Origin of the sequence: Solwaraspora sp. WMMA2065, from assembly GCF_030345075.1 — a bacterium.
In the GTDB taxonomy this organism is placed as follows: domain Bacteria; phylum Actinomycetota; class Actinomycetes; order Mycobacteriales; family Micromonosporaceae; genus Micromonospora_E.
In genome coordinates this window covers 3,335,505-3,348,520 of sequence record NZ_CP128361.1, presented here as the reverse complement: position 1 = coordinate 3,348,520, position 13,016 = coordinate 3,335,505, and the positions used below count along the sequence as shown (strand labels likewise).

Genomic DNA, 13,016 nt, shown 5'->3' with positions numbered 1-13,016 from the left:
TGCAGGCGGAGGTCGTCCGATGATGCGTAGTCGGCTTCGGCACCTGCCGGTGCCGTCGATGGTGTCGGCGGTGCTGCTGGTGGTGCTCGCCGGGGTCGGCGGCTGGCTGGACGGAGTCCCGGGGGCGGTCGGCGCCGCCGTCGGTGTCGCGCTGGTGGCGGCCAGCTATGTGGCCTCCAGCCTGGCGCTGGCCTGGGCGGACTCGGTGCATCCGCAGATGGTGCTCAGTGTGGGCCTGCTCACCTACAGCTTGAAGTTCGCGCTGCTCGGGGTGGCGGTGTTCGCGGTGGCGGCGTCGGACTGGCCGGGGCAGCGGATGTTGGCGGTGGCGATCATCGTGGCAACAGTGGGATGGATCACGGCGCAGGTGTGGTGGACCTTCCGGGCCCGGATCCCGTACGTGGAGATCGATCCGCGCTGATCATCCGGTGACCCCGGGTGCCCATCGACGGCGGGGTCAGCGGCGAAAATCACCGTTCTTCGCGAAGATTTGTCGGATTTGCCCTACCCTGAGGCCGAGATCGCCGGTGGTGTGGGGAGTGGATACCGACCGGGGCGGAAGAGGAGTAGCGTGTGCACCCATCTGATGTGCGACCGGGTCGCCCACACAACGAGGGTTGTGCGGGGGGTGACGCACAGCCTTCATCGTTGCCCTGATATGTTTCCGGCGTCATGGCCGGTGAACCACCTTTCGAACCCGCAGGTCCCTCGGGGGCCGACACCGGGTTTGCCGCGATCGGCTACCTGCTCGGCGGGATGGCCGTGTGGGGCGGCGCGGGGTGGCTCGTCGACCGTTGGCTGGACCTGCCCAACGTCGGGCTGCTGATCGGGCTGATCGGCGGGACGGCGGCCGGGGTCTACCTGACCGTTAAGAAGCTGGGCGCGTGAACCAGGCCCGACCAACGGAGGATGCGCGTTGATTGAGCAGCCGACCGTTCTCGCCGCGGAGTTCCCTCCCGGCGTGGATGCCTTCGACTTCCGCAGCCTGATCCCCGGGTTGGACGGCACCGCCTGGGCGGCCGCCTTCACCAAGATCACGCTGCTGCTCTGGATCGCCGCCGCACTGGTGATGATCTTCTTCCTGGTTACCTACCGCAGCCCGAAGCTGGTGCCGACCAAGGGCCAGTGGCTGGCCGAGTCGGTGTACGGCATGGTTCGCGACAACATCGCCCGGGACGTCATCGGCCGGGACGGGGTGCGGTTCGCGCCCTACCTCACGGTGTTGTTCTGCTTCATCCTGCTGAACAACCTCTGGGGCATCGTCCCGTTCGCCCAGATCTCCCCGATGTCGCACATCGCCTTCCCGATGGTGCTCGCGGTGGTCAGCTGGCTGCTCTACATCGGCCACGGCATCGCCAAGTGGGGCTTCCTCGGCTACGTCAAGCACGTCTGCTGGGTGTCTGGCGCGCCGCTGTGGGTCCAGCCGATCCTGGTGCCGATCGAGTTCGTCTCGAACCTGATCCTGCGGCCGGTCACGCTGTCGGTCCGACTCTTCGCGAACATGTTCGCCGGCCACATGATTTTGCTGGTGTTCGTCCTCGGTGGCGTGGCGCTGTTCCAGGCCGACAGCCTGTTCATCAAGCCCATCGCGGTGCTGAGCTGGGGCATGGCGATCGTGATGACCTTCTTCGAGTTCGGCATCATGATCCTCCAGGCGTACGTGTTCACCCTGCTCAGCGCGACCTACCTGCAGCACTCCCTGGCCGAGTCGCACTGATCCCGCCTCCCTCGACCGATACACGTCCATGGGTCAGCCGCGTGGACGACAACTGAACATTCACCTAAACGTGCGCGTGACGGACACGCGTTCAACGCAGGAGGAAAACAACCATGGAGATCACCGGCAGCCTGAACGCCATCGGCTACGGCATCGCCGCCCTCGGCCCCGGTATCGGCGTTGGTCTGGTGTTCGCCGCCTACATCCAGGCGACCGCCCGCCAGCCGGAGAGCGCCGGCCTGACCCGGGTCTACATGTTCATGGGCTTCGCCGTGATCGAGGCGCTCGCCCTGCTCGGTCTGGTGCTCGCGTTCGCGCTCAACTGACCCGGCCGGCATCCGGTGAGCCGACGGGCTCACTGCGTCTGACTCGGTGACCGGCAGCGCGAGCGCCGGTCCGGGCGAAGGGAAGTGTCCATGTACGAAGAAGTCACGTACATAGCTGCGGAAGAGGGCGGGAACATCCTGCTCCCGCCGCTGTCCGAGATCATCGTCGGCCTGATCGCCTTCGGTCTGCTCGTCGCCGTCCTGCTGAAGTTCGTGTTCCCACGGATGGAAGCGATGTACCAGGCGCGGGTCGAGGCGATCGAGGGCGGCATCAAGCGGGCCGAGGCCGCCCAGGCTGAGGCGAACCAGCTGCTGGAGCAGTACAAGGCCCAGCTGGCCGAGGCGCGTACCGACGCAGCCCGCATCCGCGACGACGCCCGGGCCGACGCCGAAGGGATCCGGCAGGACATCCTCGCCAAGGCGCGGGAGGAGTCCGATCGGATCATCGCGGCCGGCAAGGAGCAGCTCGCCGCCGAGCGGCAGACCATCATCCGGGAGCTGCGGGCCGAGGTCGGCACGCTCGCGGTCGACCTGGCCGGCCGGATCGTCGGGGACGCGCTCGCCGACGAGGCCCGCCGTAAGGGCACCGTCGAGCGGTTCATGGCCGACCTGGAGAACGCGGGGGCCCGCTGATGCAGTCCGCCACCAGCCGGGAGTCCTACGCCGCGGTGACCGAGCGACTGGTCGGCTACGTCGCCGGTGCCGCCCCGACGGCGGTCGCGACCACGGCCGACGAGATCCTCTCGGTGGCCGACCTGCTGCGCCGTCAGCCCCGGCTGCGGCGGGCGCTGGCCGACCCGGCCCGGCCCGCCGACGACCGGACCGGGCTGCTGCGCGGCCTGTTCGAAGGCAAGACCGGCGCGGACAGCCTCGACCTGCTCGACGCGGTCGTCGCGGCCCGCTGGTCGGCGCCGTCGGAGCTGCTCGACGCCACCGAGCGACTCGGCGTCGACACCGCACTGGCCGGTGCCGAGTCGGCCGGCGAGCTGGCCGAGGTGGAGGACGAGCTGTTCCGGTTCGGCAAGATCATCGACGGCGACCCGCAGCTGGGTGCCGTGGTCGGTGACGTCGCCGTGCCGGCCGACCGGCGGGTCGAACTGGTCCGCACGCTGCTCACCGGAAAGGCGCTGCCGGCCACGGTGCGCCTCGCCGAGCAGGCGGTCCGGGGCTTCGGCGGGCGATCCGTCGGTGCCGGGCTGGGCCGGCTGGTCGAGCTGGCCGCCGCCCGGCGGGACCGGCAGGTCGCGCACGTCACGGTCGCCGCACCACTGACCCAGCCCGAGGAGCAGCGGCTGGGCGCCACGTTGGCCGAGATGTACGGTCGGGAGGTATCCGTCAAGTTGACGGTCGACCCCGCCGTACTCGGCGGGATGAGCGTACGGATCGGTTCCGACCTGTACGACGGCACCGTTCGGCGCCGCCTCATCGACACTCGCAAGGCGCTCGCCGGGCGCTGATTCAGTCCATGCCGTTCCGGGTTCATCCGGGCCACTAGACATAGAGGAAGCAGAGGATGGCCGAGCTGACCATCTCGTCGGACGAGATCCGTGGTGCCCTAGAACGCTACGTCTCCTCCTACACGCCGGAGCTGTCTCGTGAAGAGGTCGGCACCGTGGCGGACGCCGGGGACGGCATCGCCCACGTCGAGGGCCTGCCCTCGGCGATGGCAAACGAACTGCTGGAATTCGAGGACGGCACGCTGGGCGTGGCGTTGAACCTCGACGTACGTGACATCGGTGTGGTCGTCCTGGGCGACTACGCCGGCATCGAGGAGGGCCAGCGCGTCAAGCGCACCGGCCGGGTGCTCTCCGTCCCGGTCGGCGACGCCTTCCTGGGCCGGGTGGTCAGCGCGCTCGGTGAGCCGATCGACGGCCTCGGTGACATCGCCAACGACGGCTTCCGCGAGCTGGAGCTGCAGGCGCCGAACGTGATGGCCCGCCAGTCGGTGTCCGAGCCGCTGCAGACCGGTATCAAGGCGATCGACGCGATGACCCCGATCGGTCGCGGCCAGCGGCAGCTGATCATCGGCGACCGCAAGACCGGTAAGACCACCGTCGCGCTGGACACGATCCTCAACCAGCGGGCCAACTGGGAATCCGGCGACCCGGCCAAGCAGGTCCGCTGCATCTACGTGGCGATCGGGCAGAAGGCTTCCACCATCGCCTCGATCAAGGGCGTGCTGGAGGAGCACGGCGCGATGGAGTACACCACCATCGTCGCCTCGCCCGCCTCCGACCCGGCCGGCTTCAAGTACATCGCTCCGTACACCGGGTCGTCGATCGGCCAGCACTGGATGTACGCCGGCAAGCACGTGCTGATCGTCTTCGACGACCTGAGCAAGCAGGCCGAGGCGTACCGCGCGGTGTCGCTGCTGCTGCGCCGTCCGCCGGGCCGTGAGGCGTACCCGGGTGACGTCTTCTACCTGCACTCCCGGCTGCTGGAGCGGTGCGCGAAGCTCTCCGACGAGCTGGGCGGCGGCTCGCTGACCGGTCTGCCGATCATCGAGACCAAGGCCAACGACATCTCGGCCTTCATCCCGACCAACGTCATCTCGATCACCGACGGGCAGATCTTCCTGGAGACCGACCTGTTCAACCAGGGCCAGCGGCCGGCGATCAACGTCGGTACGTCGGTCTCCCGGGTCGGTGGCGCCGCGCAGGTCAAGCCGATGAAGAAGGTCGCCGGCCGGCTGCGGCTGGACCTGGCCCAGTACCGCGAGCTGGAGGCGTTCTCCGCGCTCGCCTCCGACCTGGACAAGGCGTCGCGCAACCAGCTGGAGCGCGGTGCCCGCCTGGTCGAGCTGCTCAAGCAGCCGAACTATTCGCCGTTCCCGGTGCAGGAACAGGTCGTCTCGGTCTGGTCCGGCACCGAGGGCAAGCTCGACGACATCCCGGTCGGCGAGATCCGGCGGTTCGAGTCGGAGTTCCTGGAGTACCTGCGGCACTCCCACTCCGGCACGCTGGACTCGATCGCCGCGCACAACTGGGACGACGAGATCATCGCGACGCTGTCCGACGCGGTCGAGAAGTTCAAGCAGATGTTCCTGTCCAAGGACCCGGAGCGGGTGGTCAACGAGGCGCCGGCCGAGGCCCTGGAGGGCGAGCAGGAACGCGAGAGCGTCACCCGGTACGTCGCCGACGCTGACGCCGAGAAGGAATAGGGCGGTTCCGGATGCCAGCGCAGGTTCGGGTACTCCGCCAGCGGATTCGCTCGGCGAAGTCGATGAAGAAGATCACCAAGGCGATGGAGCTCGTCGCGACGAGTCGGGTCGCCAAGGCCCAGGCGCGGGTGGCGGCCTCGCTGCCGTACGCCAACGCGATCACCGGTGTGCTCACCGCGCTGGCCTCCAACGCCTCGGTCGACCATCCGCTGCTGACCGCACGTCCGAAGGTGCGCCGGGCCGGTGTGCTCGTGGTCACCAGCGACCGGGGCCTGGCCGGCGGGTACAGCACCAACGCGATCAAGACAGCGGAGTCGCTCATCGAGCGGCTGAAGGCCGACGGCAAGGAACCGGTGCTGTACGTGATCGGCCGCAAGGGCGTCTCGTACTACCGGTTCCGTAACCGGCCGATCGAAGCGAGCTGGACCGGCTTCTCCGAGCAGCCCGGCTTCGCCGACGCCCGGGAAGTCGGCCAGACTCTGATCGCGGCGTTCCAGCGCGGGGCGGACGACACCGACGGCGGCGGGGCCGACCAGGTGCTCGGGGTGGACGAGCTGCACATCGTCTCGACCGAGTTCAAGTCGCTGATGACGCAGACCCCGGTTCCCCGGATCCTCGGCCCGATGGAGGTCAAGGACGAGCCGAGGGACGCTGCCGGGGTGCTGCCGGCGTACGAGTTCGAGCCGAACGCCGAGGCCCTGCTCGACGCGTTGCTGCCCAAGTACATCAACACCCGGATCTACGCGGCACTGGTCGAATCGGCGGCGAGTGAATCGGCGGCCCGGCGGCGGGCGATGAAGAGCGCCACCGACAACGCCGAGGAAATGATCGAGAAGTACACGCGGCTAATGAACTCGGCGCGTCAGGCCGGGATCACTCAGGAGATCAGCGAGATCGTCGGCGGCGCCAACGCGCTCGCGGCGGCGGGAAGTGAAGTGTGATGACTGCCTCTGTAGAAACCCAGGCAACCGGAGCGACCGCATCGGCTACCGGCCGCGTGGTCCGGGTCATCGGCCCGGTCGTCGACGCCGAGTTCCCGCGCGACGCGATGCCCGACATCTTCAACGCCCTGCACGTGGACGTCGCGCTTGCCGGCGGCGAGCGGACCCTGACCCTCGAGGTCGCCCAGCACCTCGGCGACAACGTCATCCGGGCCATCTCGATGCAGCCGACCGACGGCATGGTCCGGGGCGCGGAGGTCCGCGACACCGGTTCGCCGATCATGGTGCCGGTCGGTGACGGCATCAAGGGCCGGGTGTTCAACACCATCGGTGAGTGCCTCAACCTGGCCGAGGGCGAGACGCTGCAGGTGACCGAGCGCCGGTCGATCCACCAGAAGGCGCCGGCGTTCGCCGACCTGGAGCCGAAGACCGAGATGCTGGAGACCGGCATCAAGGTGCTCGACCTGCTCGCCCCGTACGTCAAGGGCGGCAAGATCGGCCTGTTCGGCGGTGCCGGCGTGGGCAAGACGGTGCTCATCCAGGAAATGATCATCCGGGTCGCGAACAACTTCGGTGGTACGTCGGTCTTCGCCGGCGTCGGGGAGCGTACCCGTGAGGGCAACGACCTGATCCACGAGATGACCGAGTCCGGCGTCATCGACAAGACCGCGCTGGTCTACGGCCAGATGGACGAGCCGCCGGGCACCCGGTTGCGGGTCGCGCTCGCCGCGCTCACCATGGCGGAGTACTTCCGGGACGTGCAGAAGCAGGAAGTGCTGCTGTTCATCGACAACATCTTCCGGTTCACCCAGGCCGGTTCCGAGGTCTCCACGCTGCTCGGCCGGATGCCGTCTGCGGTGGGTTACCAGCCCACCCTGGCCGACGAGATGGGCGAGCTGCAGGAGCGGATCACCTCGGTCCGGGGCCAGGCGATCACCTCGATGCAGGCGATCTACGTGCCCGCCGACGACTACACCGACCCGGCGCCGGCCACCACCTTCGCCCATCTGGACGCCACCACCAACCTGGAGCGGTCCATCTCCGACAAGGGCATCTACCCGGCGGTGGACCCGCTGGCGTCCTCGTCGCGGATCCTCGCCCCGGAGTTCGTCGGCCAGGAGCACTACGCGGTGGCCTCCGAGGTGAAGCGGATCCTGCAGAAGTACAAGGACCTGCAGGACATCATCGCCATCCTCGGTATGGAGGAGCTCTCCGAGGAAGACAAGATCACTGTCTCCCGGGCCCGCCGGATCGAGCGGTTCCTGTCGCAGAACACCTACGCGGCCGAGGTCTTCACCGGCATCAAGGGTTCGTACGTGCCGGTGAAGGACACCATCGAAGCCTTCCGCAAGATCAGTGAAGGGGAGTACGACCACTTCCCCGAGCAGGCCTTCTTCATGTGCGGTGGGCTCGACGACCTGGAGCGCAACGCTCAGGAACTCATGAAGAGCTGACCCGCTCTGCGCCTTGACGAGCGCCCCGCCACTGCGGCGGGGCGCTCGTCGCGTTTGTCGACGGCCATCCGGGGTACCCGACCGGCTCTGCGGGGGACGGGGGGCGGAGCATGATGCAACCGGATCGGACCCGGGCACGCCCAGCGAGGATGAGCCGGCCGGAACGGCTGGCGCTGCTCGCCGTACTCGTCGGGTTGCTTCTCGCCGGTGGGGCCGTGGTGGTGCTCAGCCGCACCGTCGCCGACCGGTACGCGGCCGCCGTACCCACTGCGGATTTGTTCGGCGACGTCGGCGTCGGCACCGGTGTGGACACCGGCCCGGACGACCGGCTCACCGGCCCGGTCAACCTGCTGGTGGCCGGCATCGACCGGCCGACCGACCAGCCGGAGAAGGTGCCCCGAGCGGACACCGTGCTGCTGGTGCACGTGCCGAGCGGGCTGTCCCGGGCGTACCTGATCTCGCTGCCCCGGGACCTGCTGGTCGACATCCCGGCGTTCGGTATCAGCGGCCATCCGGGCGGCGTCGACCGGATCAACGCCGCGATGGCGTACGGCAGCCGGGTGCCCGGTGCCGAGCACCCGGACCCGGTGACCGGTTTCCAACTGCTCGCGGCGACGGTCTCGGCCCGCACCGGGATCGACCGGTTCGACGCCGGTGTGATCGTCAACTTCGCCGGCCTGGAACGCCTGGTCGACGCGGTCGGCGGGGTACGGATGACCATCGACGTCGATGTGCGCTCGGCGCACCGCCAACCGGACGGCCGGCCGCGGCCGGGCAATCCCGACGGCCCCGGGTACGTCGGACCGCAGGCCGAGTACAAGCAGGGGGAACAGCGGCTCAACGGCTGGCAGGCGTTGGACTATGTCCGGCAGCGGGACAGCCTGCCGGACGGCGACTACGGCCGGCAGCGGCACCAACGGCAGCTGGTCCGGGCGTTGGCCGAGCAAGTGATCAGCCGGGACCTGATCACCGAACCGGGTCGGTTGACCGCAGTGCTGGAGGCCGCCGGTGAGGCGGTGGTGGTGGGCACCCGGGGCCGGTCGCTGGTCGACTTCGCGTTGGCGCTGCGCCAACTGCGTGCCGACGGCATCGTCATGCTGGACCTGCCGGGCGTCGCCGTCACCGACCCGGTCGGCGGGTACCAGGGGGAGCGGTTCACCGACGACGCCGATGAATGCCTCGCCGCGTTGCGGGCCGGCGCTCTCGACCAGTTCGTGTTGACCCGTCCTGAACTGGTCAATCGCGAAAAGTAACGGGTGGCCGGGCGGGCACCCGGCTGGGAGTCCGCGCATCGCCCCGATTAAACTCGGGTGGTCCTCGCCATCAAAGGAGTCCGCGTTGGCCAAGCAACTGCACGTCGAACTCGTCGCCGTCGAGGAGATGGTCTGGTCCGGTGAGGCAGAGATGGTGATCGCCCGCACCACCGAGGGCGAGCTCGGCGTACTGCCCGGCCACGCCCCGATGCTCGGCCAGCTCGCCGAGCCCGGCCAGGTACGGATCACGCTGCCGGGGCGGGAGCAGCTCGCTTACGATGTCGCCGGCGGGTTCCTCTCGGTGACCACCAACGGAGTGACGATTCTCGCGGAGGAAGCCACTCCGGCCGCCCCCGCTACCGCATCCGGACACTGAGCGGGCTGCGTCGATGTCGACCATCCAATGGTTCGGGATCGGCGTACTGATCCTGCTCGCCGCGATCCTGGTGCTGTTCGTCCGGCGGGCGCTGGTCGTCCGGGTGCGCGGCACCATCAAGTTGAGCTTCCGGGTCTCCACCATGGTTGACGGCCGTGGCTGGTCGTCCGGATTCGGCCGGTTCGCCGGTGATGAGCTGCGCTGGTACCGGATGTTCAGTTTCGCGCTGCGACCCAAACGTGTGCTGTCCCGGCACGGCCTGGCCGTGGAGAGCCGGCGCAGCCCGCGAGGGCAGGAGCGGCTCGCGTTGCCGCACGACTGGGTGATCCTGCGGTGCACCAGCCACCACGCGCCGGTCGAGATCGCCATGGCGGAGTCGACGGTCACCGGCTTCAGCTCCTGGCTCGAGGCGAGCCTGCCGGGCGGGAGTTCGCGCAGCCTCGCCGCCTGACCTCTCAAGGCGCATCCGGCGAACAGCAGCGACCACCCGTGGCCGGCGCCGCCGGGTGGTGAGCGCTGGGGACTCCTCCAACACCAGGTACGTCGTGCCGTACCGCCAGGAGCGGCCGGCCGGCCAGTGCTGGTACGGCTGCCAGCCGAGTTCACCCAGCAGCCAGGACCAGCCCGGTTCAGCCCCGGACAGATCGGGTACCCACAGCTCCACGTGGTGCAGTCCGGCCATCAGCTGATTCGCGATCTTGTCGAGATCAGCGCCCGCCGCCCGGTTTCCACAGCACGTCGCCGTCCGGGTTTGCGGTTCTGGACAGGATGAACAGCAGATCCGAGAGACGATTGAGATACTTTGCCGGGAGAGCACTAGTTCGTTCCGGTTCGTGGGTGATCAGCGCCCATGCCGAACGCTCGGCCCGCCGGGCGACGGTGCGGGCCACGTGGAGCAGCGCGGCACCGGGGGTACCGCCTGGCAGGACGAAGGAGTCAAGCTTGGCCAGCCGTGAGTTGTGCTCGTCGCACCAGCCCTCAAGCCGGGTCACGTACGCCTCGGTCACCCGCAGCGGCGGGTACGCCGGCTCCGGCTCGACCGGGGTGGCCAGGTCGGCGCCGACGTCGAACAGGTCGTTCTGGATCTGCCCGAGCAGCCCGCGCAGCGTCTCGTCGAGATCACCGAGCGCGAGGGCGACACCGAGCGCGGCATTGCATTCGTCGACATCGGCATACGCGCAGATGCGCGGGTCGGTCTTGGCGACCTGTTCGTTGTTGCTCAACCTGGTCGTGCCGGTGTCCCCGGCCTTGGTGTAGATGCGGGTGAGGTGGACGGCCATGAGCGACAGGGTACGGATTCTCAGCCGCGCCGGCAGCGCCACCGTCGAGCCAGCTCTGCTGCCGGCCGCGTCCGGAGACGTCATCCGGGTCGGCGGCGGTAGTCGGCTCGCCGGGACGGTGCCGGTGGAGGGCGCGAAGAACTCGGCGTTGAAACTGATGGCGGCGGCGTTGCTGGCACCGGGCCGGACGGTGATCGGCAACGTGCCGCGGATCACCGACATCGCCATCATGGCCGACGTGCTGCGCGGACTCGGCTGCGAAGTCACCATGAGCGAGTCCGACCAGCTGTCGGTTGCCGGACCGTCGTTGGTCGCCGGCTCGCGGTCGGCTGCTGGTTTGCGGCCGGTTGCCGGCTCGCCACGCGCCGACACGGTGATCATCGACGTGCCGCCGGCGCCCAGCTGTCAGCCCGACGTCGATCTGGTCCGCCGGCTGCGGGCGTCGATCTGCGTACTCGGCCCGCTGCTGGCCCGGTGCGGACGCGTCACCGTCGCCCAACCGGGCGGCGACGCGATCGGCTCGCGCGGGCTCGACATGCACGTGGCCGGCCTGGCCCGGATGGGTGCCGAGATCTCCGCCGCCGACGGCCTGGTCGTCGCCTCGGCCGCGCGGGGCCTGCACGGCGCGACGATCTGGTTGGACTTTCCGAGCGTCGGCGCCACCGAGAACCTGGTGATGGCGGCGGTGCTGGCCGATGGGATCACCGAGATCGACAACGCGGCCCGCGAGCCGGAGATCGTCGACATCTGCGCGATGCTCACCGAGATGGGCGCCCAGATCGACGGTGCCGGCACCGCCACCCTGCGGATCGAGGGTGTGCCGGAGCTGCGGCCGGTCCGCCACTCCACCATCGGCGACCGGATCGTCGCCGGCACCTGGGCGTTCGCCGCCGCGATGACCCGCGGCGACGTCACGGTACGCGGCGTCGACCCGTCGTTCCTGGCGGTCGCCCTCGACAAGGTGGCGGCCTCCGGGGCCACCGTCGACACCACCGGCGACGGTTTCCGGGTACGGATGGAACGTCGGCCGAGGGCGGTGGACGTGGTCACCCTGCCGTTCCCCGGCTTCGCCACCGACCTGCTGCCGATGGCGATCGGCCTGGCCTCGGTCAGCGAGGGCGCGTCACTGGTCACCGAGAACATCTTCGACGGCCGGTTCCAGTTCGTCGACGAACTGCTGCGGCTGGGCGCGGACATCAGGACCGACGGCCATCACGCGGTGGTACGCGGCCGGGAACGGCTGGTCGGCGGCCGGGTACGGGCGACCGACATCCGGGCCGGAGCCGGGCTGGTGATCGCCGGGCTCTGCGCCGAGGGGGTCACCGAGATCGCCGACGTGCACCACATCGACCGGGGCTACCCGAACTATGTGGCCGACCTGTGCTCGCTCGGCGTCCAGGTGCAGCGGCTGTCCGGGGCGCCGGCGGGGTGACCACTCGGCAGGCTCCTCGGCCATGCCTGCCGGAGGGCCGCCCGCCTCCCGGGTTAGCGATCGTTCAGGTGCGCCGGATAAGCTGCCAGCTGGCACATCCGGTCGAGGCGCGTGGACGAGGAGATGAAGAGATGGCAGGTCAGCTGGCAGTGATCGGCGCGGGGTTGATGGGCTCGGGCATCGCCCAGGTTGCCGCCCAGGCGGGCTGGCGGGTCATCCTGCGCGACCTGGACGACGCGGCGACCTCCCGGGGCGTCGCCGGCATCCGCCAGTCCCTGGACAAGTTCGCTGGCAAGGGCGTGATCAGCGCCGCCGACGTCGAGTCGACGATGGGTCGGATCACCACCACCACCGAGCTGGAGGCGGCGGCCGACGCTGATGTCGTCGTCGAGGCCGTCTTCGAGCGCATCGAGATCAAGCACGAGGTGTTCCGGGCACTCGACAAGATCTGCAAGGCGGACGCGGTGCTGGCGACCAACACGTCGGCGATCCCGGTGACCCAGATCGCCGCGGTCACCGGACGCCCCGAATCGGTGGTCGGTACCCACTTCTTCTCCCCGGTGCCGATGATGAAACTGTGCGAGCTGGTCCGCGGCTACAAGACCTCGGACGCGACGCTGGCCACCGCGAAGGCGTTCGCCGAGGAGATCGGCAAGACCTGCGTGGTGGTCAACCGGGACATCGCCGGCTTCGTCACCACCCGGCTGATCGCCGCGCTGGTCGTCGAGGCGGTCAAGCTCGTCGAGTCCGGCGTGGTCTCCGCCGAGGATCTCGACACCGCCTGCAAGCTGGGCTTCGGTCACGCGATGGGGCCGCTGGCCACTACCGACCTGACCGGCGCGGACGTGTTGCTGCACGCGGCGAAGAACATCTACGCCGACACCGCCGACGAGAAGTTCTTCCCGCCGGAGCTGCTGCAGCGCATGGTCACCGCCGGCGACCTGGGCCGCAAGACCGGCCAGGGCTTCTACACCTACTGACAGAGATGATGTTCATGAGCACCTCCCGTCGAGGTCTGACCCGCCTACTGACTGACTTCGGGTCCTTAACGGGATTTGTCGGCCTCGGTCGGGAGGT

At 69.1% G+C, this 13,016-nt stretch carries 15 protein-coding genes; 14 read left to right on the top strand and 1 reads right to left on the bottom strand.

Going from position 1 to position 13,016, the window contains the following annotated elements:
* The first annotated feature begins 19 nt into the window (after positions 1-19).
* The 12 genes from O7610_RS15055 to O7610_RS15000 all read left to right on the top strand — a co-directional run bounded on the left by O7610_RS15055 (position 20) and on the right by O7610_RS15000 (position 9,678).
* Complete coding sequence (locus O7610_RS15055; protein WP_281551369.1) at positions 20-421, top strand: Cg1360 family ATP-synthase-associated protein; 402 nt, start codon at positions 20-22, stop codon at positions 419-421.
* A gap of 251 nt (positions 422-672) precedes the next feature.
* Positions 673-888 carry a hypothetical protein gene (locus tag O7610_RS15050; RefSeq protein WP_281551368.1) on the top strand — a complete coding sequence of 72 codons (216 nt, stop codon included), beginning with the start codon at positions 673-675 and terminating at the stop codon, positions 886-888.
* Positions 889-916: 28 nt separating this feature from the next.
* Positions 917-1,717, top strand: coding sequence for a F0F1 ATP synthase subunit A (atpB, locus tag O7610_RS15045; RefSeq protein ID WP_289213531.1), 801 nt, complete (start codon positions 917-919; stop codon positions 1,715-1,717).
* A 113-nt stretch (positions 1,718-1,830) separates the two neighbouring features.
* Complete coding sequence (gene atpE, locus O7610_RS15040) at positions 1,831-2,043, top strand: ATP synthase F0 subunit C (RefSeq protein WP_123603394.1); 213 nt, start codon at positions 1,831-1,833, stop codon at positions 2,041-2,043.
* A gap of 90 nt (positions 2,044-2,133) precedes the next feature.
* A complete protein-coding gene (locus O7610_RS15035; RefSeq protein WP_278171188.1) occupies positions 2,134-2,676 on the top strand; it encodes a F0F1 ATP synthase subunit B in 543 nt (180 codons plus the stop codon).
* Positions 2,676-3,500 carry a F0F1 ATP synthase subunit delta gene (locus O7610_RS15030; protein ID WP_281551366.1) on the top strand — a complete coding sequence of 275 codons (825 nt, stop codon included), beginning with the start codon at positions 2,676-2,678 and terminating at the stop codon, positions 3,498-3,500. The genes O7610_RS15035 and O7610_RS15030 overlap by 1 nt, the downstream gene beginning before the upstream one ends.
* Before the next feature lie 56 nt (positions 3,501-3,556).
* Positions 3,557-5,203 carry a F0F1 ATP synthase subunit alpha gene (gene atpA / locus O7610_RS15025; protein ID WP_282232103.1) on the top strand — a complete coding sequence of 549 codons (1,647 nt, stop codon included), beginning with the start codon at positions 3,557-3,559 and terminating at the stop codon, positions 5,201-5,203.
* A gap of 11 nt (positions 5,204-5,214) precedes the next feature.
* Entirely contained in the window at positions 5,215-6,144 is a 930-nt protein-coding gene (locus tag O7610_RS15020) for a F0F1 ATP synthase subunit gamma (RefSeq protein ID WP_282232102.1), read from the top strand.
* Positions 6,144-7,598, top strand: coding sequence for a F0F1 ATP synthase subunit beta (atpD, locus tag O7610_RS15015; protein WP_282232101.1), 1,455 nt, complete (start codon positions 6,144-6,146; stop codon positions 7,596-7,598). Before O7610_RS15020 ends, atpD begins: the two co-directional genes overlap by 1 nt.
* Positions 7,599-7,747: 149 nt before the next feature.
* The gene (locus O7610_RS15010) at positions 7,748-8,851 is read left to right on the top strand and encodes an LCP family protein (protein ID WP_289213530.1); all 1,104 of its coding nucleotides are present in this window, start codon (positions 7,748-7,750) and stop codon (positions 8,849-8,851) included.
* Between the two features lie 85 nt (positions 8,852-8,936).
* Entirely contained in the window at positions 8,937-9,227 is a 291-nt protein-coding gene (locus tag O7610_RS15005; protein WP_123603387.1) for a F0F1 ATP synthase subunit epsilon, read from the top strand.
* Between the two features lie 13 nt (positions 9,228-9,240).
* Complete coding sequence (locus O7610_RS15000; protein WP_278171179.1) at positions 9,241-9,678, top strand: DUF2550 domain-containing protein; 438 nt, start codon at positions 9,241-9,243, stop codon at positions 9,676-9,678.
* Between the two features lie 256 nt (positions 9,679-9,934).
* On the opposite strand, the gene O7610_RS14995 is transcribed toward O7610_RS15000, so the two are convergent.
* Complete coding sequence (locus tag O7610_RS14995) at positions 9,935-10,507, bottom strand: cob(I)yrinic acid a,c-diamide adenosyltransferase (RefSeq protein WP_289213529.1); 573 nt, start codon at positions 10,505-10,507, stop codon at positions 9,935-9,937.
* On the opposite strand from O7610_RS14995, the gene murA reads away from it, so the two are divergent.
* Complete coding sequence (gene murA / locus O7610_RS14990; RefSeq protein WP_281551362.1) at positions 10,506-11,939, top strand: UDP-N-acetylglucosamine 1-carboxyvinyltransferase; 1,434 nt, start codon at positions 10,506-10,508, stop codon at positions 11,937-11,939. The genes O7610_RS14995 and murA overlap by 2 nt on opposite strands.
* A 131-nt stretch (positions 11,940-12,070) precedes the next feature.
* Entirely contained in the window at positions 12,071-12,919 is an 849-nt protein-coding gene (locus tag O7610_RS14985) for a 3-hydroxyacyl-CoA dehydrogenase family protein (RefSeq protein ID WP_281551361.1), read from the top strand.
* Positions 12,920-13,016 lie beyond the last annotated feature (97 nt).